General features: G+C 67.8%; 19 protein-coding genes and 1 pseudogene. 16 read left to right on the top strand and 4 right to left on the bottom strand.

Annotated elements, in window-relative coordinates; genetic code table 11:
* Nucleotides 1-89 precede the first annotated feature (89 nt).
* From mrcB to tsaB, 4 genes are read left to right on the top strand one after another with little or no spacing between them, the layout of a single operon-like run.
* Nucleotides 90-2,528, top strand: coding sequence for a penicillin-binding protein 1B (gene mrcB / locus QMX83_RS07695; RefSeq protein WP_282296043.1), 2,439 nt, complete (start codon nt 90-92; stop codon nt 2,526-2,528).
* A gap of 22 nt (nt 2,529-2,550) precedes the next feature.
* The gene (locus QMX83_RS07690) at nt 2,551-3,069 is read left to right on the top strand and encodes a tetratricopeptide repeat protein (RefSeq protein WP_282296034.1); all 519 of its coding nucleotides are present in this window, start codon (nt 2,551-2,553) and stop codon (nt 3,067-3,069) included.
* A 24-nt stretch (nt 3,070-3,093) separates the two neighbouring features.
* The gene (locus QMX83_RS07685; protein ID WP_282296033.1) at nt 3,094-5,130 is read left to right on the top strand and encodes an ATP-dependent DNA helicase; all 2,037 of its coding nucleotides are present in this window, start codon (nt 3,094-3,096) and stop codon (nt 5,128-5,130) included.
* 17 nt (nt 5,131-5,147) lie between these two features.
* The gene (tsaB, locus tag QMX83_RS07680; protein WP_282296032.1) at nt 5,148-5,852 is read left to right on the top strand and encodes a tRNA (adenosine(37)-N6)-threonylcarbamoyltransferase complex dimerization subunit type 1 TsaB; all 705 of its coding nucleotides are present in this window, start codon (nt 5,148-5,150) and stop codon (nt 5,850-5,852) included.
* Between the two features lie 7 nt (nt 5,853-5,859).
* On the opposite strand, the gene QMX83_RS07675 is transcribed toward tsaB, so the two are convergent.
* Together QMX83_RS07675 and gshB are read right to left on the bottom strand one after the other, a co-directional pair.
* Complete coding sequence (locus QMX83_RS07675; protein WP_282296031.1) at nt 5,860-6,747, bottom strand: energy transducer TonB; 888 nt, start codon at nt 6,745-6,747, stop codon at nt 5,860-5,862.
* Nucleotides 6,744-7,694 carry a glutathione synthase gene (gshB, locus tag QMX83_RS07670; RefSeq protein WP_282296030.1) on the bottom strand — a complete coding sequence of 317 codons (951 nt, stop codon included), beginning with the start codon at nt 7,692-7,694 and terminating at the stop codon, nt 6,744-6,746. The genes QMX83_RS07675 and gshB overlap by 4 nt, the downstream gene beginning before the upstream one ends.
* A gap of 250 nt (nt 7,695-7,944) precedes the next feature.
* Here gshB and QMX83_RS07665 point away from each other — a divergent pair.
* The 7 genes and pseudogenes from QMX83_RS07665 to QMX83_RS07635 all read left to right on the top strand — a co-directional run.
* A pseudogene (locus tag QMX83_RS07665) lies at nt 7,945-8,343 on the top strand (response regulator); the annotation flags it as partial.
* A gap of 21 nt (nt 8,344-8,364) precedes the next feature.
* Nucleotides 8,365-8,727: a response regulator gene (locus QMX83_RS07660; RefSeq protein ID WP_282296042.1), complete on the top strand. Its 363-nt coding sequence runs from the start codon at nt 8,365-8,367 to the stop codon at nt 8,725-8,727.
* The gene (locus QMX83_RS07655) at nt 8,727-9,257 is read left to right on the top strand and encodes a chemotaxis protein CheW (RefSeq protein ID WP_282296029.1); all 531 of its coding nucleotides are present in this window, start codon (nt 8,727-8,729) and stop codon (nt 9,255-9,257) included. Before QMX83_RS07660 ends, QMX83_RS07655 begins: the two co-directional genes overlap by 1 nt.
* A 43-nt stretch (nt 9,258-9,300) precedes the next feature.
* Nucleotides 9,301-11,337, top strand: coding sequence for a methyl-accepting chemotaxis protein (locus QMX83_RS07650; RefSeq protein WP_282296028.1), 2,037 nt, complete (start codon nt 9,301-9,303; stop codon nt 11,335-11,337).
* 94 nt (nt 11,338-11,431) lie between these two features.
* Nucleotides 11,432-18,100 carry an Hpt domain-containing protein gene (locus tag QMX83_RS07645; RefSeq protein WP_282296027.1) on the top strand — a complete coding sequence of 2,223 codons (6,669 nt, stop codon included), beginning with the start codon at nt 11,432-11,434 and terminating at the stop codon, nt 18,098-18,100.
* Nucleotides 18,087-19,436, top strand: coding sequence for a chemotaxis protein CheB (locus tag QMX83_RS07640; protein ID WP_282296026.1), 1,350 nt, complete (start codon nt 18,087-18,089; stop codon nt 19,434-19,436). The genes QMX83_RS07645 and QMX83_RS07640 overlap by 14 nt, the downstream gene beginning before the upstream one ends.
* 33 nt (nt 19,437-19,469) lie before the next feature.
* Nucleotides 19,470-19,943 (top strand): chemotaxis protein CheW, encoded by a 474-nt coding sequence (locus QMX83_RS07635; RefSeq protein ID WP_282296025.1) that lies wholly within the window; start codon nt 19,470-19,472, stop codon nt 19,941-19,943.
* Between the two features lie 79 nt (nt 19,944-20,022).
* On the opposite strand, the gene QMX83_RS07630 is transcribed toward QMX83_RS07635, so the two are convergent.
* Together QMX83_RS07630 and bioA are read right to left on the bottom strand one after the other, a co-directional pair.
* On the bottom strand, nt 20,023-20,757 hold the full coding sequence (locus tag QMX83_RS07630; RefSeq protein WP_282296024.1) for a 16S rRNA (uracil(1498)-N(3))-methyltransferase: 735 nt from the start codon (nt 20,755-20,757) through the stop codon (nt 20,023-20,025).
* Complete coding sequence (bioA, locus tag QMX83_RS07625) at nt 20,748-22,139, bottom strand: adenosylmethionine--8-amino-7-oxononanoate transaminase (RefSeq protein WP_282296023.1); 1,392 nt, start codon at nt 22,137-22,139, stop codon at nt 20,748-20,750. The genes QMX83_RS07630 and bioA overlap by 10 nt, the downstream gene beginning before the upstream one ends.
* A gap of 62 nt (nt 22,140-22,201) precedes the next feature.
* Here bioA and nudE point away from each other — a divergent pair, with 62 nt between their 5' ends.
* The 5 genes from nudE to gcvT form a co-directional block, all read left to right on the top strand.
* Entirely contained in the window at nt 22,202-22,750 is a 549-nt protein-coding gene (gene nudE, locus QMX83_RS07620) for an ADP compounds hydrolase NudE (RefSeq protein ID WP_282296022.1), read from the top strand.
* A complete protein-coding gene (cysQ, locus tag QMX83_RS07615; RefSeq protein ID WP_282296021.1) occupies nt 22,747-23,550 on the top strand; it encodes a 3'(2'),5'-bisphosphate nucleotidase CysQ in 804 nt (267 codons plus the stop codon). The genes nudE and cysQ overlap by 4 nt, the downstream gene beginning before the upstream one ends.
* A gap of 23 nt (nt 23,551-23,573) precedes the next feature.
* On the top strand, nt 23,574-24,386 hold the full coding sequence (gene mazG, locus QMX83_RS07610; RefSeq protein WP_282296019.1) for a nucleoside triphosphate pyrophosphohydrolase: 813 nt from the start codon (nt 23,574-23,576) through the stop codon (nt 24,384-24,386).
* Entirely contained in the window at nt 24,383-24,706 is a 324-nt protein-coding gene (locus QMX83_RS07605) for a YnfA family protein (protein ID WP_282296018.1), read from the top strand. Before mazG ends, QMX83_RS07605 begins: the two co-directional genes overlap by 4 nt.
* Before the next feature lie 87 nt (nt 24,707-24,793).
* The coding region (gene gcvT, locus QMX83_RS07600; protein ID WP_282296017.1) for a glycine cleavage system aminomethyltransferase GcvT at nt 24,794-25,531 on the top strand (738 nt) is incomplete at its 3' end.

Raw genomic sequence — 25,531 nt, 5'->3', positions numbered from 1 at the left:
AACTCCAGCTTAAGCGGGGAACAGGCCGGGAACACGCGCGCCACCGTGGCTGCGCTAGACTCGCCCGACATTTACATTCTTGCATGCCCGTGCCCCCACGCTACGATTCCGACGACACTGACGCGTTTGACGACGACACCGAAAGCCGCTGGCCGCGCTGGCGCAGTCGTCTGATCACCTGGGGCATGGCGGCCTTTGCGCTGGCGCTGGGCTTTCTGATCCCGTACACCGTGTACCTGAACACCCAGGTCACCCAGCGTTTCGGTGAGCTGCGTTGGCAGATCCCCACCCGCGTGTATGCGCGGCCGCTGGTGCTGGCCCCAGGTGTGGCCATGGACGTGCAGACGCTGAAGACCGAGCTGGCGGCCGCGGCGTACCGCGACGACGGTACCGGTACCTCGCCGGCGACGTTCAGCCAGAACGGTGGGCGCTTTGTCATTTCCAGCCGTGGCTACAACGACGTGGACGGCCCGGTCGCTCCGCGCCGGGTCGAACTGACGGTGTCCGGTGGGCAGATTGCCTCGCTGCGCGATGCCGCCAGCCGCAAGGCCCTGAAAGCCGCGCGCCTGGATCCGGCGCGCATCGCCACCCTGTACGGCCAGAAGCAGGAAGAACGCCGCCTGGTGCGTCTGGAAGAGACGCCCGAGCTGCTGGTCACCGGCCTGCAGGCCGTGGAAGACAAGGACTTCAATCGCCACCACGGCATCGACCTGAGCGGCATCGTCCGCGCCATATGGGTCACCGTGCGTTCGGGTGGGCAGAGCCGGCAGGGTGCGTCCACGCTGACCCAGCAGCTGGCCCGCAGCGGGCTGCTCGGGATCGGCAAGGAGCAGACGGTCACGCGCAAGTTCAACGAGGTGCTGTACGCGCTGATCATGGAAGCGCGCTACGACAAGCGCACCATCCTGGAGGCCTACCTCAACCAGGTGTACCTGGGGCAGCGTGGCAGCCAGGCCATCCATGGCATGTCCTCCGGCGCCGAGTTCTGGTTCGGGCGCGACCTTTCCTCGCTCAATACCGAGCACATCGCGCTGCTGATCGGGCTGGTCAAGGGACCGTCCTACTACGACCCGCGCCGCAACCCCGAGCGTGCGCTGGATCGTCGCAACTTCGTGCTCGGCAAACTGCACGAGAACGGCCTGATCGACGACGCAGAGCTGCAGCGCGCGATGAAGGCTCCGCTGGGCGTGCCCAAAACGCCGGGCCTGATCGCCGCCAACCGCTTCCCGGCCTACGTGGACCTGGTGCGTCGCCAGCTGGGCCATGACTACCCCGAATCGGTCCTGCAGGGAGCCGGACTGAGCGTCATGACCGGCATGTCGCCCTCGGCCCAGGCGTATGCCGAAGGCTCGGTCACCCGGACGATCAAGTCGCTGGAGAACAAGCGCCGTCCGGAACTGCAGGCGGGCCTGGTGCTGACCGACGTGCACAACGGTGACGTGCTGGCGGTGGTCGGCAGCCGTGACGTGGCCGAACCCGGGTTCAACCGGGCCATCGAAGCACAGCGCCCGGTCGGCTCGCTGCTCAAGCCGTTCGTGTATCTGCTGGCGCTGGCGCAGCCGGACAAATATTCGCTGGCCACCTTCGTCGACGATTCGCCGGTGACCGTGCAGCTCAGCCGCGGCAAGCGCTGGACGCCGGGCAACGCGGACAACCGCAGCCACGGCACGGTGCGTCTGGTCGATGCACTGGCGCATTCCTACAACCAGGCCACGGTGCGCGTGGGCATGCAGGTCGGGCCGGAGCGTGTCACCCAGCTGATCCACGTGCTGGCCGGACTCAAGGCGGACAGCAATCCGTCGGTGATCCTGGGCTCGACCGACCAGAGCCCCTATGCGATGGCCCAGCTGTACCAGTTCCTGGCCTCCGGCGGTGAGATCCAGCCGCTGCATGCGGTGCGCGGCGTGCTGGACCCGCAGGGCAAGCTGCTCAAGCGCTACGACAAGACGCCGGCCCCGGCCCAGGAAGGCGATTCCATCGCGGCCAACCTGATCAGCATCGGCCTGCAGCAGGTGGTCTCCAGTGGCACCGCGCAGCGCCTCAATGCCGACGGCTTGAGCCGTCTGCAGGCCGCGGGCAAGACCGGCACCTCCAACGACGGCCGCGACAGCTGGTATGCCGGCTACACCGGGGACCACCTGGCGGTGGTCTGGATGGGCAATGACCAGAACGAGCAGACTGGTCTGTTTGGTGCCACCGGTGCGATGCGGGTGTGGTCGGGCATCTTCAGTCGCCTGCCCACCGCGCCGTTGAAGGTCAACAACAAGGGACTGGACTGGCAGCCGGTCGAAGCCGGCGGCATGGCGGCCACCGACGAAGCCTGTCCGGGCGCGCGTCGCTTCCCGTTCGTGGTGGGCTACGCGCCGGCCTACGCCGCCTGCACGCCACCCAGCCTGCCAGAAGGCGAGGGCGGCGAAGGACAGAGCGAAGGCGGCGGTTGGCGCAGCTGGTTTGGACTGGACAAGAAACCCGAGCCGGCACCTGAGCCGGCCGCCGCCACCCCGGCGGCCACTCCCCCGGCTCGTTGAGCCGTCTTAGAGGCTGCTGCATATGATTCCGCTCCGTCATTCAATTCTCGCTGTCGCCACTTCACTGGTGTTGGCCGCCTGCGTGTCTTCGACCGCGCCGGTCAAGCCGGTTGACACTACGTCACCTGCGCAGCGCCTGGCGGCGGTCGAGGCGGCCGCGGGCAAGGACGACACCGAGCTGGACGTGCAGCCGCTGCGCGACGGTGGGGTCGAAGACCTGCGCGTCGTGGCGCAGGGCAAGCGCCAGGCCGGCGATCTGGCCGGGGCCGCGCAGGCGCTCGACCAGGCACTGCAGGTGTCGGAGGGGGACCCGGCGGTCCTGCAGGAGCGCGCCGAGGTGGCCCTGCTGCAGGGCGACTGGGCACAGGCGGAGGTACTGGCCCGCAAGGCGGTGGATATGGGCTCAAAGACCGGTCCGCTGTGCCGCCGTCACTGGGCCACCATCGAACAGTCCCGTCTGGCCCGGGGCGAACAGGAAAACGCGGTTTCCGCGCATGCCCAGATCGAGGGCTGCACGGTGCCGGGCATCAAGCGGTATTGAAACCACGGGTCGTACAATGACCGCATGATCGGTCTTGCCCACGCCAGCAGCGAAGCCCTCAGTGAGGGCGGTACGCTTGCCAGCCATCTGGATGCGTTTGTCGCACGGCCTGCGCAGCTGCGCTTGACCGCAGCAATCGCAGACGCGTTCGAGCAGCGTGACGTGCTGCTGGCCGAGGCCGGCACCGGAACCGGAAAGACCTTCGCCTACCTGGTGCCGGCGTTGCTTTCCGGGCTGAAGATCATCATCTCCACCGGCACCCGCGCGCTGCAGGACCAGCTCTATCACCGCGATCTACCCCGCGTGCGCGCCGCGCTGGGAGTGGGCCACAGCAGCGCGCTGTTGAAGGGGCGCGCCAATTACCTGTGCCGCTATCGCCTGCAGCAGGCACGCGGCGAACCCCGTTTCAGCAACCCCGAGCAGGTCGCCCAGTTCCAGCGCATCCTGGCCTGGTCCGGGCGCACCCGGCACGGCGACATGGCCGAGCTTGATGCGCTGCCGGAGGACTCGCCGCTGTTCCCGATGGTGACCTCCACGGTGGACAACTGCCTGGGCACCGAGTGTCCGTTCTGGTCCGACTGTTTCGTCGTGCAGGCGCGCCAGCGCGCCCAGGCCGCGGATGTGGTCGTGGTGAACCATCACCTGCTGTTGGCCGACCTGGCCCTGAAGCAGGAAGGATTCGGCGAAATCCTGCCGGGTGCGCAGGCGTTCGTGATCGATGAAGCCCACCAGGTGCCCGAGCTGGCTGCCAACTTCTTCGGTGAAGGATTTGGCATGCGCCCCTGGCAGGAACTGGCCCGTGACTGCCTGGCTGAAAGCCGCAGCGTCGGCGGTGCACAGGCCGCCCTGCAGGCACCAGCGGCAACACTGGAGCAGACCCTGCGCGACCTGCGCGGGGCGATGGAGGGCATGCCCTCACGCGGCACCCAATGGCGGGCGCTGGCCGTGCCGCAGGTGCGCGAGGGTTTCGATGCCGCGATGAGCGCGCTGGTGATCCTGCGCGATACCCTCGACGGTGTGCGCGAGGCTTCCCCCGGGCTGGATGCCTGCCATGCACGCGCGCAGGAGGCGGTGTCGCGGCTGTCGCGCTGGCTGGGAGATGACCTGCCGCTGCTGGACTTCGACGCCGACCCGGCGCATGCGCCGGCCGCTGCCGATGTGCTGTGGTATGAACTCACCCCGCGTGGATTCCGATGCCAGCGCACGCCCATGGACGTGTCCGGCCCGCTGCGCGAGCATCGCCAGCGTTCGCTGGCGGCGTGGGTGTTCACCTCGGCGACCTTGACCGTGGATGGTCACTTTGAACACATCGCCCAGCGGCTGGGGCTGGATGATCCGATCACCCTGCTGCAGCCCAGCCCCTTCGAGTGGGAGCGCCAGGCGCTGTGCTATCTGCCCGAAGGCCTACCGGACCCGGCCGCGCGTGGTTTCGGTACCGCGTTGATCGCCGCGCTGACCCCGGTGCTGGAAGCGTCGGGTGGACGCGCCTTCCTGCTGTTTGCCTCGCACCGTGCGCTGCGTGAGGCCGCCGAAGCGTTGCGCGATGCCCCGTGGCCGTTGTTCGTGCAGGGCGAGGCTCCGCGTGCGACCTTGCTGCAGCGTTTCCGTGAATCCGGCAATGGTGTGCTGCTCGGTTCTGCCAGCTTCCGCGAGGGCGTGGACGTGGTCGGCGACGCGCTCAGCGTGGTGGTGATCGACAAACTGCCCTTCGCGGCACCGGATGATCCGGTGTTCGAGGCACGGTTGGAGGCGATCCGCCGCGAAGGGGGGAATCCTTTCCGCGACGAGCAGCTGCCGCAGGCGGTGATCGCACTGAAGCAGGGGGTGGGGCGGCTGATCCGCAGCGAGTCTGATCGCGGCGTGCTGGTGCTGTGCGATCCGCGTCTGACCACGCGGGGCTATGGCCGCATCTTCATGGACTCGCTGCCGCCGTTCCGCCGCACCCGCCTGCTCGCCGATGTCCAGGCCTTCTTTGCGCCACAATGGCGGCCTGCCGATGACGACCCGCAGCCGCTGGCCGTGTCGGCTGACGATGCTCCGTTTCCCACCTCCCTGTTCTGAGTTCACCCGCTGCGCCCATGAAACTGCTTGCCTTTGAAACCGCCACCGAAGCCTGTTCCGTTGCCGTCTACGTCGATGGCGAGGTGCATGAGCGGTTCGAACTGGCTCCGCGTCGCCATGCCGAACTCAGCCTGCCCTGGGCGGAGGCGGTGCTGGCCGAGGCCGGGGTGGCGCGCTCGCAGCTGGACGCGATCGCCCTGGGCCGGGGTCCGGGCGCATTCACCGGCGTGCGTCTGGCCATTGCCATTGCGCAGGGCATCGCACTGGCGCTGGACCGGCCCCTGATTCCGGTATCGACCCTGCAGGCCTTGGCGCTGCGCGCACCCGCAGGACACGACCAGGTGCTGGCCAGCATCGATGCGCGCATGGGCGAGGTCTACGTGGCCCGCCAGGTGCGGGTGGACGGCGCGTGGCAGCTGCAGGGCGAGGAAGTTGTGTGTGCCCCGGAGGCGGTGGATCTGCCGGAGGGCAGTCGCTGGTTCGGCGTGGGGACCGGCTTCGCCGCCGCCGAGGGGCTGCTCGCTGCACGTCTGGCCGGGCAGCTGGAGGGCGTGGAGGCGCAGGCATTGCCCCGCGCTTCGGATGTGCTGGCGCTGGCGGTGCCGATGTTCGCGCGCGGTGAGGTCACCGCGCCGGAACGGGTGGAACCGGCGTATCTGCGCAACAACGTCGCCTTGACCCTGGTCGAACAGCAGGCCGCACGGGCGGCGAAGCAGGGGTAATCGTTCCCTAGCGGTCGTCGCGCAACTCGCCGCCGGGCAGGAACATCCAGGTCCGGGTGACCTGCAGGATGTCCACGTCGTCCTTGCTCTCGGGCAGCGGCGGGTAGGGCTGTGCCAGCCGCACCACGCGCAGCGCCGCTTCATCCAGCAGCGGCGTGCCGCTGCTGCGCAGGACGCGCGCGCTTTCCACGCTGCCGTCGCGACGCACCCCGACGGTAATCACCACCTGGCCCCCGAGCCGACGCTGCCGCGCCTCGTCCGGGTAGTTCAGGTTGCCCACACGCTCGGCGCGATCCACCCATGCCCGCAGGTAGTTGGCGTAGGCGTACTCGCGGGTACTGGCGGAGACGAACTTGCGATTCGGACGCTTGGCGTACTGCGCCGAGCGCAGGTGTACTTCGGCGGCCAGCCGCGCCATGTCCGCGTCCCGCTGCTCGCGCGCGGTCATCGGTGCGTCCGGCCGCGGCTCTTCGGGCAGGGGTTGCGGCTGCGCATCGGCCACGGTGTCCGGGCTGTTGCGGGTCGACACCACGCGTGCCTGCGGCGGCGGCGGACGGGCCGCGTCCTGCCGTTGCTGCGGTATCGGCGACAGCCCGGCCTGCGGCTGCGGCACGATGCCGGCCTGGTTGTCGCGTGGGCGCTGTGCCGTGTCGTGTTCGCCGCCGCCCTGCTGGTTGGCCTGGGCGAGGAAGTCGGCCTGCTTGGGAGTCAGCGGGGTCTGGGTCTGGCTGAAGATCACATCCAGCGTGGGCACCAGCGCGGCCTTGTCCGCGACGGCAAAGCCGACCCCGAGGATCACCAGGCCGTGGACCAGTGCCGACAGCGCCAGGGTGGCTCCCAGTCGTTGCGACTCACGCGTCTGGTGGGGCAGCAGGGGGGCAGCTGTCGCAGTCATCGCGGCAGGCCGGCCTCGATGGCGTCGAACAGGGTGCCGGCGATGTTCAGGCCGAACTGCGCGTCCAGTTCACGCACGCAGGTGGGGCTGGTGACGTTGACTTCGGTCAGGTAATCGCCAATCACGTCCAGACCAACGAAGCGCATGCCGCGGCGTTTCATTTCCGGACCGACCTGGGCGGCGATCCAGCGGTCACGCTCGCTCAGCGGACGGCCTTCGCCGCGTCCGCCGGCCGCCAGGTTGCCGCGGAACTCGTCGCCCTGCGGGATGCGGGCCAGGCAATAGTCGACCGGCTCGCCGTCGACCAGCAGGATGCGCTTGTCGCCGGCGGTGATGTCCGGAATGAACTTCTGCGCGAGGGCCAGCTTGCGCTCGCCGTCGGTCAGGGTTTCCAGGATCACATTCAGGTTCGGGTCGCCGGTGCCGCTACGGAAGATCGAGCGCCCGCCCATGCCGTCCAGCGGCTTGAGCACCGCCTGGCCGTGTTCGAGCACAAACGCCTTGAGGTCGGCATGGCGGCGGCTGACCAGGGTCGGCGGGCAGCACTGCGGGAACAGCAGGGCGGCGAGCTTCTCGTTGTAGTCGCGCAGCCCCTGCGGATCGTTGACGACCAGGGCACCGGCCTGCTGGGCCACCGCGAGCACCTGGGTGTCGTAGATGAATTCGGCATCGACCGGCGGGTCCTTGCGCATCAGCACCACCTGGCCGGGGCCGAACGTGGTCTGGCTGAACTCGCCGAGCGTGAACCAGTCGGCCTTGTCGTCGCGGACCTGCAGCGGGGCGGTGCGGGCCACGGCAACGCCGTCGCGCAGGGCCAGGCCACCGGGGCTGACGTAGTGCAGGGCATGGCCGCGGCGCTGGGCCTCCAGCAACATGGCGAACGTGGTGTCCTTGGCGATCTTGATGTGGGCGATGGGGTCCATCACCACAATGACATTCAACGGCATGGTCGCAACCTGGCGGGCAGGCGCTGATGGTAGCTTCAATCGGGGGTGCCCGGCTTCCCTGACTGGGCGGAACGCTGCGTTTGCCGTCTTCACGGTTTGCGCAGTTCTGGGGTGCTACGGTCGGGCGGGGGCGCGAGTGGCTTGGGTTGCACGACAGACCCTTGATGCCGGAGGCCCGGTGGGATATAGATACGCTTTCGCAGCGACGTCGAAACACCAGGCACAAGCGTCGCGCGCTCGGGGAAAGGTAATGACTGAAAACATGGCTGCGGGTGGGGAACTCGCAGGGCTGAGAGTCATGGTCATCGACGATTCGAAGACCATACGCAGGACCGCTGAAACACTACTCAAGCGCGAAGGCTGCGAGGTGGTGACCGCGACCGATGGTTTCGAGGCGTTGGCCAAGATCGCCGACCAGCAGCCGCAGATCATCTTCGTGGACATCATGATGCCGCGCCTTGACGGCTATCAGACCTGCGCGCTGATCAAGGGCAACCAGCTGTTCAAATCCACGCCGGTGATCATGCTGTCCTCCAAGGACGGCCTGTTCGACAAGGCGCGTGGGCGCATCGTGGGCTCGGAGCAGTACCTGACCAAGCCTTTCACGCGGGAAGAACTGCTGGGTGCCATCCGCACATACGTAAACGCCTGGCCAGGGGGGAAAGGCACAATGGCTCGTATCGTTCTGATCGAGGATTCACCGACCGACCGGGCGGTGTTCACGCAATGGCTTGAAAAGGCCGGGCATGAAGTACTGGTCGCAGACAACGCCGAGGACGGCGTGAAGCTGGTGCGCGAATGCGCACCGCAGCTGGTCCTCATGGATGTCGTCCTGCCTGGCATCAGTGGTTTCCAGGCCACCCGTGGGCTCAAGCGCGACGAGGCCACCAAGGACATCCCGGTGATCATCGTCAGCACCAAGGCCATGGACACTGACCGGGCCTGGGGGCTGCGCCAGGGGGCCAGCGACTACATGGTCAAGCCGCCGCGCGAAGAAGAACTGATCGCGCGGATCAATGAACTGGTGTCCTGATGCGCTCTCCCTTCGACATCCTTGAAGCATACGAACGACGCAGCCTGGCCCATGCGGTCCAGCTGCCGGAACGCCAGTTCGCCCAGGACCTGTGGCGTGGCGTGGGCTATCGGGTCGGTGCCCGCCGCCTGGTATCCGACTTCCGCGAGGTCGTCGAAATCGTGCCGATGCCGCCGGTGACCCCGGTGCCGGGCGCACACCCCTGGCTGCTGGGCGTCGGCAACCTGCGCGGCAACCTGTTCCCCGTGGTTGACCTGCGCTGCTTCCTGGAAGGCGAACGCACCGTCCAGCAGGAAGGCCAGCGCGTGTTGATCATGCGTCAGGCCGGCGGCGACGTGGCACTAACCATCGACGAGCTGTTCGGTCAGCGCAGTTTCGACCAGGGCCAGGACACCGCCATCGGCGATCTGGCCGAGGGCCGTTACGCGCACTTCGTCGACAAGGCTTTCCACAGCGACGGTCATGACTGGGGCGTGTTCTCGCTGTCCCTGTTGTCGCGTACCCCCGAATTCAGGCAGGCCGCGGCCTGATCGCTGCTGCCTTCCTTACTGCATTGAAGATCGAGGTTGAACGATGAGTACTTCTTCGGAAACCGCCAAGGCCGGCAAACTGGGCACGGTGGGAACCAATTTCTGGCTTGGCCTGCTGGCCCTGTCGATGCTCGCATTCGGTGTGAACACCGGCGTGGCGACCTGGCAGGGCAGCCGTCTGGCCGGTGCCAGTACCGGCGCAGCCGACCTGCAGGTGCTCTCCCAGCAGCTCGCCAACCAGGGCCGAGAAGCGGTCTCGGGTAACGCGCAGGCGTTCACCGCGTTCAAGGACACCAAGTCGCGCATTGAAAGCACCGTCAGCAGCCTGCAGGGCCGCTACGGCAGTGTGACCACTGTCTCTGGTCCGCTGAACCAGCTGACCCAGACCTGGGAGCCGCTCGGCAAGAGCGCCGCCCAGCTGGTCGCCAGCGAACCGGCCGTCCTGGCCCTGGCCGGCAACGCCAACAACTTCGTCAACGGCGTGCCCGCCCTGCAGGCACAGCTGAACGAGGTGGTGCGTGCCATGTCCGCCAGCGGTGCTCCCGCTTCGCAGGTGTACAACGCGCTGCAGCAGGTGGTGGTGATCGGCTCGATGGCCCGCCGCGTGACGGAAATGCGCGCCGGCGGTACCAATGCGGCCGCCGCAGGTGACGCACTGGCGCGCGACTCGGTGGTGTTCACCCAGGTGCTGGAAGCGCTGCGCAACGGCAACGAGGAACTGGGCATCGCCCCGGTCCGCAATGCGGCCGCGCTGGCCGCGCTGGAGCAGTCGCAGAAGCAGTGGGACACCATGAAGCAGGACGCCGACGCGATCCTGGCCAGCTCGCGCCAGCTGTTCGCGGCGCAGTCCTCGGCGGCGGCCCTGACCGGCGGCTCGGCCAAGATGCTGGACGACAGCAAGAAGCTGTTCGACGCCTTCTCCTCGTTCGGTTCGGTGCGCGATACCCGCGTGTTCCCGAATTTCTGGCTGGGCGTGGTGTCCGGTGCGCTGTCGCTGATCGCCATCATCGGCTTCGTCAGCAGCTCGGTGCGCAGCCGCTCGCGCGAGCAGGAACTGCGTTACCAGACCCAGGTGGAATTCAACAGCCGCAACCAGCAGGCGATCATGCGGCTGCTGGACGAAATCAGCTCGCTGGGTGAAGGCGACCTGACCGTGAAAGCGTCGGTGACCGAGGACATGACCGGCGCGATTGCAGACGCAATCAACTACGCCGTGGACGAACTGCGCCACCTGGTGACCACCATCAACGACACCTCGGCCAAGGTGGCCGTGTCGACCCAGGAAACCCAGGCCACTGCCATGCAGCTGGCGGAAGCGGCGGGCCACCAGGCCAACCAGATCACCTCGGCGTCGGACCGGATCGGCGAAATCGCATCGAGCATTGAACAGGTGTCGCGCAACTCGGCCGAGTCGGCCGACGTGGCACAGCGCTCGGTGGTCATCGCCGCCGAAGGTGCCGGCGTGGTGCGCGAAACGATCCAGGGCATGGACCAGATCCGCGACCAGATCCAGGAAACCTCCAAGCGCATCAAGCGCCTGGGTGAATCCTCGCAGGAAATCGGCTCGATCGTGGAACTGATCAACGACATTTCCGAGCAGACCAACATCCTGGCACTGAACGCCGCTGTGCAGGCCGCTTCGGCCGGTGAAGCCGGTCGCGGTTTCGCGGTCGTGGCCGACGAAGTGCAGCGCCTGGCAGAACGTACCTCCGGTGCGACCCGCCGAATTGAAAACCTGGTCCAGGCGATTCAGGCCGATACCAACGAAGCGGTCAGCTCGATGGAGCAGACCACCGCTGAGGTGGTGTCCGGTGCGCGCCTGGCCGAGGACGCCGGCACCGCACTGACTGAAATCGAACGCGTGTCCAACGCGCTAAACAACCTCATCAAGAACATCTCCATCGCCGCCCAGCAGCAGTCGTCGGCCGCATCGGACATCACCCGCACCATGGGCGTGATTCGTCAGATTACCGGCCAGACCTCGCAGGGCGCGGGACAGACCGCCGAGTCGATCGGTCATTTGGCACAGCTGGCGGCCGACCTGCGCCGCTCGGTTGCCGACTTCAAGCTGCCGGCGTGACCCGCTGGCAGGGCGAAGAGGGAAGGAATCAGCAGATGATGCATCGCGAGAAATCACAGCACGACATGCGCGCCCACCTGCCGGGAGAACCGGCATGAGCACGCTGCGCGATGCCATGAGCCATGCGGCCCTGGGCTGGGTCAAGCCAGAGCTGGACGAGACCCTGCGCCAGGTGCGCAACGAGGTCGAGTACTTCGTGGAAGATCCGGCCGACGGCAGCCGCATGCGCTTCTGCGCCGGTTACCTGCACCAGGTGCAGGGCACCTTGCGCATGGTCGAGCTGTACGCGCCGGCCATGGTCGCCGAGGAAATGGAACAGCTGGCCAACGCCGTGGGCGCAGGCCAGGTGCCGGACCGCGACGAAGCATGTGCCACTCTGATGCGCGGCAGCGTGCTGCTGCCCGACTATCTGGAGCGCCTGCAGAACGGCCATCGCGATATTCCGATCGTGCTGCTGCCGCTGCTCAACGAGATCCGTGCTGCGCGCGGTGCGCCGGGCATCAACGAAAGCGTGTTGTTCGCCTTCGCACCGGAAAGCGCCAGCGCCACCGAAGACGAGCTGGACCATGCGCGCGGCAGCCTGAGCGGGCGCAACCGCGAGCTGCTCGACACGGTCGGCAATGCGGTCAAGGAAGAACTGCTGCGCATCAAGGACGCGCTCGACCTGCACCTGCGCACCGGCGGCGAGCCGGCCCAGCTGCAGACCCAGGTCAACGAGCTGGGTGCCGTGGCCGACACCCTGGGCATGATGGGCCTGGGCGTCGCCCGTGGCGTGGTCGTGCAGCAGCGTGACGCGCTGACCAGCGTGGTCCAGGGCGAACAGCAGATCGACGAAGACATGCTGTTGGATATCGCCGGCGCGCTCCTGTACGTGGATGCGTCGCTGGATGACCAGGTCGCCCACCTGGGGGCCACTGGCAGCGGTGAGGACGACCCCAGCGCGGTGGAAGGCCGCCGCACCCTGGAAGTGCTGGCGCACGAGGCGATCGCGAACTTCTCCGCGGCCCGTGAGCATTTCGTCGCGTTCATTGAAACCAACTGGAACCACCAGCAGCTGGACGAAGTGCCGCGCCTGCTGGGCGAGGTCGCCGGCGCATTGCGCATGCTCGACCTGCCGCTGCCCGCCGATTACCTGCAGGGTGTGCGTCAGTACATCGCGGTTGAACTGATCGGCCGCCAGCGCGTGCCGAGCGGTCGCCAGCTGGACACCCTGGCTGACGCCATGGCCAGCCTGGAGTACTACCTCGAAGCCTTGCGCGAACGTCGCCCGGGCCGTGAAGACATCCTCGACATCACCCGCACCAGCCTGGAAACCCTGCGTTACTGGCCGTTGCCGGCCGAGCAGCAGGCCACCGCCGAGGCAGCCGAAGCCGTGCTGCCGGTGGTGCCGGAACAGGTTGCGCCGCAGGCTCCGTTGACGGTTGAGCCGGTGGCAGTGGACATCACCCCGGCCGCGCCCGCGCCCGCGCCCGGTGACGTGGCACCGGTATCGTTACCTGACTTCACCTTTGCTCCCGCCCCCGAGGCGGCAGCACCGGCTGCCATCGAACCGGTGGCAGAACCGACCACGACCGAAACGGCGACCCCCGCCGAAGCGCCGGCAGCCCGCGTTGCCAGGCCGTTGGTGTTCGAGGCCTCCACGGCACCGATCGCCAGCGACGCGCCGAAGTGGACGTTGGCCCATGAGGTGCGCAGCGAGGAACCGGCAGCGCCTGCCGCCGCCGACGAAGTCGCCCCCACCTTTGCCAGCTTCGATCCGGTCCAGGCCGAGGGCGACGACGCTGCCAGCCACTGGGACGGCACCGCGCTGGATATCGCGCCGATCGATCTGGAGGGTTTCGCGAGCGAGACCGTCGTAGCGGCGGATCTCGACGCGGCCGCGCCGACGGCCATCACCGCCGGGTCGGTGTTCGATCCAGTGGCCGCGGAAAGCGATGAGCTGGAATTGAACGACGAACCGATCGAGTTCACCGTGGATGACGCACTCCACAACGCCGGCGACGTGCTGTCGCTGCAGGTGGACGACGCGATTGAACCGGGCACCACCCTTGACGTGGAAGCGCTGCCGGCATTCCTGCAGACCGATGCGGCCCTGGACGACGTGCCGGCCGTACCTGAGAGCGTGGTGGAAGCCGCGCCGGCTCCGGCGGCCAACGTGCACGAAGCGGTGATCCGCAAGATCGAGCTCGACGACGAATCGGCGCGCTTCCTGGCCGAACTGGACGCGGCCGCGGCGGGGTTCAGCACCGCGCCTGTCGCACCGGTTGAAGCCGAAGCACCTGTCGCCGAAGCGCCGGTCGAGGCCGTCGAGAGCATCGAGGCTGGCTTCGAGGACGATGGCGAGAACATCGACCAGGACATCCGCGATGTCTTCATCGAGGAGTTCGACGAGGAACTGGTCAACCTCGGCAATCTGTTGCCGGTCTGGCGTGCCGCGCCGGACAACCTGGACCGTCTGCGTCCGATCCGCCGCGTGTTCCACACCCTGAAGGGCAGTGGACGGCTGGTGGGTGCACGCACCCTGGGTGAGTTCAGCTGGAAGATCGAGGGCATGCTCAACCGCGTCCTCGATGGCACCCGTCCGGCATCGCCGGCGGTGGTGGCCATGGTCACCCAGGCTTACGAAGTGCTGCCGCAGTTGAATGCCGCGCTGCGCGATGGCAGCCGCGTGCATGCCGACCTGCAGGCGATGCAGGCCATTGCCGACCGGGTCGCCGCAGGTGAGGAGACCTTCCACGTGCCGCTGCAGCGTCCGGCTCCGGCGGCCGCACCGGTCGAAGCCCCCGTCGAAGCGACGGTGGTGGTCGAGCCGGTGGCCGCTGACCCGGTCAGCGAAGTCGTGCTGTCGGGCACGCCCGCCAACATCGACGAGGTGCTGCGCGAGATTCTTGAAGCCGAAGTGGAAACCCACCACGGCACGCTGCACGCGTGGCTGCAGCAGGCGCTGGTCAGCCCGCAGCCGGTCACCGACGTGCTGCTGCGCGCGGTACACACCATGAACGGTGCGTTCGCGATGACCGACGTGCCGGAAATCACGGCGGTTACGGGCGCGGCCGAAAGCTTCATCAAGCGCTCGCTCGCCGCAGACGCCGTGCCTGACGCTGACGGTGTATCGGCGCTGGACGCTGCCGCCGCCGCGATCCGCAGCACCATGGAAGCGCTGCAGGCTCCGTCGCCGCGCATTCCGTCGCATGCCGAACTGGCAGCACGTTTGCAAGCGCTGGCCGAAACGCTGCCCGAGGCCCGTTGGCCGGCGCTGGTCGCCGATGAGCTGGATGTCGGCGATCTCGACGTTGATGCCGACGCCGATGCCGACGCGGTTGATGCGGACGCCGATCCGACCACGCGCCTGCGCGATGCGCAGGACACCACCGCACAGGAACTGGCAGCACTGGCCGCGCAGTTCGACGAGCGCGGTGGTCTGGCCACGCTGGACGAGACCAGCACGCCGGAACTCCAGCAGGCCATCGTCGAGGCCGACGATCTGCAGATCGTCGAGATTGCAGCGGAGCCGGTGCAGGACACCGAAGTCGCCGAGGACACCCTGGTCGCCCAGGAGCTGACCGGCAGCGACGACCTGTCGGCCTACTTCGATGCCGACCTGCCGGTGGGCCTGGATACCCCCGCGACGATCGCGCCGGCCATCACGGCCGATGCCGATGCAGCGCCGCTGCAGCCGGCCACCGATGCCGGTCTCGAGGCGGTGGAGCTCACCGGGGCAGAGGATCTGTCGCATTACTTCGAACCGGCGCTGGTCGCCGATGGGGTGGATGCGCAGGCTGACGCGCTCGACGACGTACTGCCGCCGGTGCCCGCCTTTGGCGAACCTGTCGACCTGCAGCAGGCCCTTGATGACGGGCTTACCGTGGTCGACGGCGAGCCGGCCGACGACACCGATGGCCTGCTGGTGCTGGACACCGGCATCGCCGGTCCGGGTGCCAGCGATACCTTTGCAGGCGTCGAGGAAACTGTGGTCAGCGACGGCACGCCGCTGTTCGAGCTGGAAGAGCTGGCTCCGGCCGCCGCAGCCATCGAAACCGCAGCCGTGGAGGCGCAGGACGACCTGGCCGATGCCGAGCCGCTCGACTTCAGCCAGCTCGACCGCGAGCTGGTCGATATCTTCGTGGAAGAAGGCAAGGACCTGCTCGACCACTGCGACGGTCTGATCAGCGAACTGCGCGACGCGCCGGAGGACCGCGAGGTCGTCGCCGGTCTGCAGCGCGACCTGCACACCCTGAAGGGTGGTGCACGCATGGCCGGTATCAATGCCATCGGCGACCTGGGCCACAGCATCGAATCGCTGCTGGAAGTCGTGGCTGCCAACCGCACCGACATCGACCGCGCCGACGTCAAGCTGCTGGAGCGCGGCTTCGACCGCCTGCATCAGATGCTGACGCGCACCGGCAACCACCTGGCCGTGGCCATGCCGAACGACCTGATCACGGCGTTCGAGCAGCGCACGCTGGGACGTGCCGAGATCGTGGAAGCGCTGGAGGAGATCGAAGCGCCTGCGCCGGTCGCACCGGTCGCCGACGAGATCGTCCAGGACGTCGCCGAATCGACCACCACGGTCGAAGACGCGCCGGTTGAACAAGCACCGGTCGAACAGGCACCGGTGGAAGCCGTCGCCGGCGACATCGAGGTGGTCGAGGAAGCACCGGTTGCCGCCGACGTCGACGTCGACGTGGCAGAGCCGGAGGTGGAGACCGCCGCGGTCAGCACCGAGCCTGCCGACGTCGCCCCGGCTGCACCGCAGCCTGAGGCAGTCGCTGAGCCGATCACGGCTGAGCATGAGACCGTCGAGCCGGTTCAGACGCCGGTGGAGGTCATCGCGGCAACGCCGGTGGCCCCCATCGTGGTCGAACGCCGCGCCCCGCTGCCCGAGCTGGCTCCGCTCTCGGCTCCGGTACAGCTGGAAGCAGCTGCCGACGACGACATGCTGGCCCGTCCGCAGCAGGAACAGGTGCGCGTGCGCGCCGATCTGCTCGACCGCCTGGTCAACCACGCCGGTGAAGTCGCGATCTATCGCTCGCGCCTGGAACAGCAGCTGGGTGCCTTCCGTGGTGCCATGGCCGAACTGGATCGCACCAACGCGCGTCTGCGCGATCAGCTGCGCCGTCTGGACCTGGAAACCGAAGCGCAGATCGTTGCCCGTTACCAGCGCGAGCAGGACCAGGCCGACCACAAGTTCGACCCGCTGGAACTCGACCGCTTCTCCACGCTGCAGCAGCTCAGCCGTGCGTTGAACGAATCGGCCGCCGACCTTGGCGGTCTGCAGGGTGTGCTGGACGACCTGTCGCGCCAGTACGACGTGCTGCTGCAACAGCAGTCCCGCGTCAGCTCGGAGCTGCAGGATGGCCTGATGCGTGCGCGCATGGTGCCGTTCGACGGCCTGGTGCCGCGTCTGCGCCGCGTGGTCCGTCAGGCCGGCCAGGACACCGGCAAGCAGGTCCACGTGACCCTCGACGGTACCCACGGCGAACTGGACCGCAACGTGCTCGACCGCATGGTCGCGCCGCTGGAACACATGCTGCGCAACTCGGTGGCACATGGTCTGGAAACGCCGCAGCAGCGTCGTGATGCGGGCAAGCCGGAAGAAGGCGAGATCGCCATCCGTCTGCGCCGCGAAGGCTCGGAAATCGTGCTGGAAGTGGCCGATGACGGTGCCGGCTTGGACCGCGACGCGATCCGTCGCCGCGCCGAACAGCGTGGCCTGATCGAAGCCGGTGCACAGATCAGCGACACCGAACTGGACGCGATGATCTTCGCCGCCGGCTTCAGCACCGCTGACCAGGTCAGCCAGCTGGCGGGCCGCGGCGTGGGTATGGACGTGGTTCACAACGAAGTGCGCCAGCTCGGCGGCTCGGTGGACATCCACTCGGTACGCGGCAAGGGCGTGACCTTCACGCTGCGCCTGCCGCAGACCCTGGCGGTCACCCAGGCCGTGTTCGTCCAGATCGGTGAAACCACCTTTGCCGTCCCGGTGGCGTCGGTCAGCGGTATCGGCCGGATCTCGCGCGAGCGCTTCGAGTCGGCCAACGGCGGCTACCACTACGGTGGCGAAGAGTTCGCCCTGCACGACCTGGGCACCCTGGTGGGCCAGGGCCAGGCCAAGGCCGAGGGTCAGGACCAGGTGCCGCTGCTGCTGGTGCGCGCCGGTGAACTGCGTGCCGCCGTGGCAATCGACCAGGTGCTGGGCAACCGCGAAGTGGTGGTCAAGCCGGTCGGTCTGCAGATTGCGTCGGTGCCGGGTATCTACGGCGCGACCATTACCGGCGATGGCCGCGTGGTGGTCATCCTGGACGTTGCACCGCTGGTGCGCCGTCACCAGGCCAACCCGATCAGGCCGGTGGACACTGCCGCGCAGGCCAGCGAACGTCAGGTTCCGCTGGTGATGGTGGTCGACGACTCGTTGACCATGCGCAAGGTGACCGGTCGCATCCTGGAGCGCCACAACTTCGAAGTGGCCGTCGCCCGCGACGGTATCGAAGCGCTGGAGCGCCTGGAAGAGCGGGTGCCGGACCTGATGCTGCTGGATATCGAAATGCCGCGAATGGACGGCTATGAACTGGCCACCGCCATGCGCGCCGATCCGCGCTACAAGGATGTGCCGATTGTGATGATTACCTCGCGCAGCGGCGACAAGCACCGTCAACGCGCCTTTGAAATCGGTGTCCAGCGCTACCTGGGCAAGCCGTACCAGGAGCTGGACCTGATGCGAAACGTGTATGACCTGTTGGGGATCGCCCGTGTCCGAGAATGAGTTGATCTCGCCGCTGTCGGTTGCCCTGCTGGCCCGCACCGGGCCGGCGCGTGAGCGCCTGCGCGAGGCGCTGGTGCAGGCCGGTGCCAGCGTGGTGCTGGAAGAAGATCCCAATACGCTCGAGGCCGACACCCTGCGTGGCGTCGGCGCGGCTGCCGTGCTGGTCGCGCTGGAGCCGGCCATCGAAGAAGCGTTGGAACGCCTGGATCCGGTGCTGGCCTCGCCGGCACTGACCCTGATTTTCGACGAAGCCGAACTGGCCGCACGTCGCGAAGGTTGGGAAGCACAGCGCTGGGCGCGCCACCTGGTCGCCAAGCTGCATGGCCACCAGGACGTACTGCCGCCGGGCTCGGAACAGGAAGGCGTGGTCGAGCTGGAGCCGGGTCTGCCGGTGACCCCGGCCGAACTGCATGCCGATGCACCGCTGGACTTCCACGTGCGTGAGGCCTTCGATGCCGCACCGGAGGTGCCGGCCGACGGCCTGTACCCCGCGCGCGAAGGCTACAGCGAGCCGCTGTCGCTGGAGGAAGCGCTGGCTGCGATGCAGGCCACCGAGGTCGCATCCGCACCGGTGACGCCGCCACCCGCACCGAGCGCACCGACCGCACCGCCGGCGGTACCGGCGGCTGCGCCGGCTGCCGCACTGGGGCACCACAGCAGCTGGTCGCTGGTCGATACCGACGATGCGCCGGCCGAAGTCGCCCCGGTGGCTGCACCGCCGGAGACGCAGGAGACCCCTGCAGCGGACATCCATACCGGTGGTCTGTCGCTGGTGGAACTGGAGCCGGAACTCCCGCCCAGTGATGCCGCACCCGGTGCCGTGCTGGTCCTGGCCGGGATCGGTGGGCCGGACGCGCTGCGCCGCCTGCTGGCCTCGCTGCCCGCCGGCCTGGCCGTGCCCGTCCTCGTTTACATGCGTCTGGATGGTGGTCGCTACGGCAACCTCGTCAAGCAGATGGCGCGCGTCTCGGCGCTGCCGGTACTGCTGGCCGAATCCGACCAGCCGGTGGTCGCGGGCAATGCCTACATCCTCCCCGACGATGTCGGGGTGGGCGTGCAGAACCGTGGCCTGCACTTCACCGCCGACGTCGAAGGTGTCCAGGTCAGCGCGCTGCCGGCACCGCACAGTGCGGTGGTCATGCTCAGCGGCGCCGACGCACGCCTGGTCGATGACGCCTTGTCGCTGGCTGTCGCTGGTGGCTGGGTCGCGGGTCAGACCGGTGAAGGCTGCTACGACCCGATCGCCGCCAGTGCGGTGGTCGCCGCCGGCATGGCCGCCGGCGATCCGCCGCAGATCGCCGCCGCCATCGCCGAACGCTGGGGCGTCAGCGAGTAATCCGCTGCGCCGCCGCCCATCAGGAATGACACCATGAGTTACGCCAGCAACGACGAAATCCGCGGGGTACTGATCGAGACCGGTCAGCAGCATGTGCTGCTGCCGAACGCGACCGTTGCCGAAATGATGTCCAACGTCCAGGTACACCCGGTGGCGGACGCCCCGGCGTGGCTGCTCGGCCAGCTGGCTTGGCACGGCTGGGACGTGCCGCTGCTGTCGTTCGCGCGACTGGCCGGGCTGGGCGATGAAATGGTCGCCAGCAAGAACAAGGTGGTGGTGCTCAAGGCGCTCGGCGGTAATCCGCAGCGGCCGTACTACGCTTTGCTGGCGCAGAACTTCCCGCAGCTGATCGCGGTTCCGCGTGATGGCCTGCTGGCTGATGCATCAGAAGAAACCCTGCCCACCGGCGTGCACATGCGCGTGCTGCTGGGCGAGCGCAGCGCCTTGCTGCCGGATCTGGATGCCGTGGAAGCGGCCCTGGACGCGGCCCACCCGGTCGCAGCCTGAGCCTACGTAGAGCCACGCCCTGCGTGGCTGCGCCAGGCCCGACACCCCGAAGCCACGCAGGGCGTGGCTCTACATGCGATCAGCCGAGATCGCCCAGCCGCGCCTGCACCGCCGCAATCGCGGCGAGCCCGGCGGTTTCCGTGCGCAGAATGCGCGGCCCCAACTGCAATCCCTGGAAACCGGCCTCCGCCAGCGCGAGGCGGTCGCGCGGTGACCAGCCACCTTCCGGACCAATCGCGATCACCACTCCGCCGGGCGCGGACGACAGCGTCGACAAGCGGTGTTCGCCCTGCGGGTCGAGGGTGAGCTTCAGCGATTCGGCCGGCATGCTGCGCGCCGCGTCCAGCAGTGACTGCGGCGCGCCGACCGAGGGCACCACGGCACGCCCGGACTGACCGCAGGCCGAAACCACCACGCTGTGCCAGTGCGCCAGCCGTTTCTCCGCCCGGGCCGCATCCAGCTTCACCTCGGTACGCTCGGCGTTGACCGGCACGATCCGCTGGACACCCAGCTCGGTGGCCTTCTGCAGAATCAAGTCCATCTTCTCGCCGCGCGCGATGCCCTGCAGCAGCGTGATCGACAGCGGCGATTCGTTGTCCAGCGTCTGCACGGCGTCGATGCGGACCTGCGCGTTGCGCTTGCCGAGCTCAACCAGCGTGGCGTGGTAGTCGTGCCCGTCGCCATTGAACAGCACGCAGCCCTCACCCTCGCGCAGGCGCATCACCCGCACCAGATGGTTGGCCACGTCTTCCGGCAGCGAAATCTGCTGCCCGACGGCCAGCGGGGTTTCAACGAACGAACGGGTCACGCGCATGCAACAGCTTCCTCGATGGCAGCCAGGGTGGTATGGGCCAGCCGCTCCAGGTGGTCATCTTCCACGCAGTACGGCGGCATCCAGTACAGCACATTGCCCAGCGGGCGCAGCACAACGCCACGCTTGAGCGCTGCATTGTAGGCGTGCAGCCCGACCCGCGCAGCCGCAGGGAAGGGCGTACGCCGGTCGCCATTGCGGGTCAGCTCGAAGGCCACCACCATGCCCGCCTGGCGCACGTCGGCCACATGCGGATGGTCACTGAACGGGGCGGCCAGCGACCGCATCACCTCGGCGGTGCTGCGGTTGCGGGCGATGATGTTGTCCTGGGCAAAGATGTCCAGCGTGGCCAGCGCGGCCGCACACGCCAGGGGATTACCGGTGTAGCTGTGCGAATGCAGAAACGCGCGCTCCCGGCTGTCATCCAGGAAGGCGTCGTAGAGCGCCTGGGTCGCCAGCACGGCGGCCAGCGGCAGGAAGCCGCCGGTCAGCCCCTTGGACAGGCACAGCAGATCGGGCGTGACGCCGGCTTGTTCGCAGGCGAACAGCGTGCCGGTACGCCCGAATCCCGTGGCGATCTCGTCGGCGATCAGGAAGGCACCATTGGCGTCGCACAGTGCGCGCGCACGCTGCAGATAGACCGGGTCGTACATGCGCATGCCACCGGCGCATTGCAGACGGGGTTCGAGAATGACCGCACAGATCTCACCCGGGTGCTGGTCGAACAGGTTGGCCAGGTCATCGGCGGCCTGGTGGGCGCGCTGTGCGGCACTTTGACCGGGTTCGGCCAGGAAGGCATCCGGTGACGGGGCGAACAGGGCTTCGGTCAGCAGCGGTGCGTAGACACGCCGATACAGGGGGATGTCACCCACTGACAGGGCACCCAGGGTCTCCCCGTGATAGCCGTTCTCCAGGGCAACGAACCGCGTGCGTTGAAGTTCGCCGCGGTTGCGGAAGTAGTGGAAGGCCATCTTCAGGGCCACTTCCACCCCGGCCGAGCCGTTATCGGCATAGAACACCTTGGCCAGCGGGTCACGACCGGCCTGGCGCGGAGCCAGGGCGAGCAGCCGCTCGGCCAGGGTGATGGCCGGTTCGTGGCTGAAACCGGCCAGCATCACCTGCTCGAGCTGGGACGCCTGCTGGGCGATCGCCGCACCGATCCGCGGCTCGGCATGGCCGAACAGATTGGTCCACCAGCTGCTGACGGCATCCAGATAGCGGTTGCCGTCGTGGTCGATCAGCCACGGGCCTTCACCCCGCGCAATCGGGACCAGCGGCAGGGTGTCGGGATGCTCGCGCATCTGTGTGCACGGGTGCCAGAGCACGGCCAGGTCGCGTTGCCGCCACTGCTGGGCCAGCGGGGAGGGGGCTGGGTCTGCTAGCATTTCAAGCTCATGAACACGTTCTCACCAGCCTGCATTCTATCGGTCCGCGCGAGCCTGTCCGCATGAGCCGTCCGCTCCCCACGATCCATCAGATCACGGATGAGGAAAGCGGTCCGTTCCAGCGCCAGCATCTCGATCTGGAGTTCTCCAACGGCGAGCGCCGTCGGTTCGAGCGCCTGGTCAGCCGGGGTCATGGTGCGGTCGTGGTGGTCCCCATGCTCGATGCAGACACCGTCCTGCTGGTACGTGAATACGCCGCCGGCATGCACCGTTACGAGCTGGGACTGGTCAAGGGGCGGATCGATGCCGGGGAGACCCCGGAGCAGGCCGCGAACCGGGAATTGAAAGAGGAAGCCGGCTACGGTGCACGGCGGTTGGATGTGCTGCGGCCGATGACCCTGGCCCCGACTTACATGAGTCACCAGTCGTGGCTGGTGGTGGCCCGCGACCTGTATCCGGAACGCCTGCCCGGCGACGAGCCCGAAGAACTGGAAGTGGTGCCCTGGAAGCTGGCCGAGCTGGACCAGCTGATGCTGCGTGAAGACTTCTCCGAAGGGCGTTCGCTGGCGGCGTTGTTCATCGCCCGCGAGTGGCTGGGCGGCGGGGCATGATCAAACTCACCACCGATCTGCGGGAAACCGTCATCGCCATCGCGCAGGACGCGGCGGCGGCGATCATGGGGGTATACGCCACCGCGTTCGAGATCGAGCTCAAATCCGACCGCAGTCCGGTGACCGCAGCCGATCGCGCCGCCAACGATGTGATCGAGCGCGGGCTGGCACAGCTGACCCCCGATCTGCCGATCCTGTCCGAGGAATCCGCGCTGGTGCCGTGGGAAACGCGGCAGCACTGGGGCGCGTACTGGCTGGTGGACCCGTTGGATGGCACCCGCGAGTTCGTCAAGCGCAATGACGAGTTCAGCGTCAACATCGCGCTCATCTATCAGGGCGCGCCAGCATTCGGCGTTGTGCTGGCTCCGGTGACCGGCGTGGTCTGGCATGCCATGCGTGGAGAACTGGCCTACCGCCGCGAAGGCATGCACGACTCCGTCCTGCGTGCCCGCGCCCCCGCGGTTGCGCCGCTGCGGGTCGCTGCCAGCCGCTCGCACCGCAGTCCGGAAACCGAAGCGCTGCTGGCACGCATGGGTGACATTGAAGTCATCGCGCAAGGTTCCTCATTGAAATTCTGCCGTCTGGCCGAAGGCTCCCTGGATGTCTACCCGCGACTGGGCCCCACCGCAGAATGGGACACGGCGGCCGGCCAATGCGTGCTGCATGCCGCCGGCGGTGCCGTACTGTCGGCGGCGACCGGCAAGCCGTTCCGCTACAACCGTCGCGAGTCGCTGTTGAACGGTGACTTCATTGCCTTGGGCGACACCCGTCTGCCCTGGCGCAGCTGGATGCCCGACTGATTTCCCTGCCTGCTGGAGCTGTGATGTCCGCCACTGCCGAACTGGAACGCCTGCTGGGCATCATGGCGCGCCTGCGCGACCCGCAGCAGGGCTGCCCCTGGGACCTCGAGCAGAGCTTCGCGACGATTGCGCCTTACACCATCGAGGAAGCCTACGAGGTGGCCGATGCCATCGATCGCGGTGACCTGGATGATCTCTGCGACGAGCTCGGCGACCTGCTGCTGCAGGTCGTCTTCCATGCGCAGATGGCCAGCGAGCAGGGCGCGTTCGGCTTTGCCGAGGTCGCGCGCGCCATCAGCGACAAGATGCAGCGCCGCCATCCGCATGTGTTCGCCCAGGTCGATGTGAACGGGGCCGACGAGGTCGTCGTCAATTGGGAAGCGATCAAGCGTGCCGAACGGGAAGCGAAGGGACATGCGGACACCTCGGCGTTGGCCGGGATCTCGCGCGGCCTGCCGGAATGGCAGCGTGCGGTGAAGCTGCAATCGCGCGCTGCCCGCGTCGGTTTTGACTGGCCGGGCCCGGCACCGGTAATCGACAAGGTGCGCGAGGAACTGGATGAAGTGGCCGCCGAGTTCGCGCGCGGACCGGTACAGGACAACGCGGCGCGCCTGCAGGAAGAGCTCGGTGACCTGTTGTTCGTCTGTGCCAATCTGGCCCGGCACGCCAAGGTGGATGTCGGTGCCGCGCTGCGCCAAGCCAACCTGAAGTTCGAGCGCCGCTTCCGCGCGATGGAGTCGCAGGCTGCCCGCGAAGGAAGGGCCATGGCCGAGCTCGACCTGGAGGCGCAGGAACAGCTCTGGCAGCAGGTCAAGGCCACTGAGTCAGCGCAATGAAGACGCTGCTGCTGTTCGTGCTGACCGCGGTGGCGGAGATCGTCGGCTGCTATCTGCCGTGGCTGTGGCTGCGCAAAGAAGGCAGCATCTGGTTGCTGCTGCCGGCCGCCGTCAGCCTGGCCCTGTTCGCCTGGCTGCTGACCCTGCATCCGGCCGCCAGCGGGCGGGTGTACGCCGCCTACGGCGGCGTCTACATCGGCACTGCACTGGCCTGGTTGTGGGTAGTTGACGGCATCCGCCCAGGCCGCTGGGACCTGCTCGGCGTGGCGCTGTGCCTGGCTGGCATGGCCGTGATCATGTTCGCCCCACGGGCGACCTGACGCCGGGCTCTACCGCAGCGCCGCACGCGTTCCGGGAGCGCATCGGCGATAATGGGCGTCTTGCTTTTCATCCCCCGGACCGTGGTCATGACCCAGAAGACGCTGCTCAACGAAACCCACCGTGCGCTCGGTGCCAAGATGGTCGATTTTGGTGGCTGGGACATGCCCATCCACTACGGCTCGCAGCTGGACGAGCACAACCTGGTGCGCGCCGCCGCCGGCATGTTCGACGTTAGCCACATGACCGTGGTCGACCTGCACGGTGAGCAGGTCCGTCCGTTCCTGCGTCGCCTGCTGGCCAACTCGGTGGACAAGCTCAAGGTGCCCGGCAAGGCACTCTACTCGTGCATGCTCAATGCGCAGGGCGGGGTGATCGACGACCTGATCGTCTACTTCCTGGCGGACAACTTCTTCCGCATGGTGGTCAACGCTTCCACCCGTGAAAAGGACCTGGCCTGGATCCGCGAGCAGGCGGCGGCCTTCAATGTGCAGGTCAGCGAGCGCGAAGACCTGGCGATCATTGCCGTGCAGGGACCGCATGCGCGTGACAAGGTCATCGGCCTGGTGGCCGAGGGCGACCGCGCTGCGCTTGAGAAGCTGGGTCGCTTCGCGGCTGCGGAGGTGACCGGCGCACAGGGTGAGCCCCTGTTCGTGGCGCGTACCGGTTACACCGGCGAGGACGGCTTCGAGATCCTGGTGCCGCAGGGCAACGTGATCGCCTTCTGGAATGCACTGGCTGCCGCGGGCGTGCGGGCGGGCGGCCGGGGCGCCCGCGCCCCGCCGCGCCCGGCCGCGGGCCGGAATCTGTATTGCCAGGACAAGGAC

This window comes from Stenotrophomonas sp. PS02289 (genome assembly GCF_029960115.1).
Classification (GTDB): domain Bacteria; phylum Pseudomonadota; class Gammaproteobacteria; order Xanthomonadales; family Xanthomonadaceae; genus Stenotrophomonas.
The sequence above is the reverse complement of the archived record's forward strand: the minus strand, read 5'-3'. Positions and strand labels throughout refer to the sequence as shown.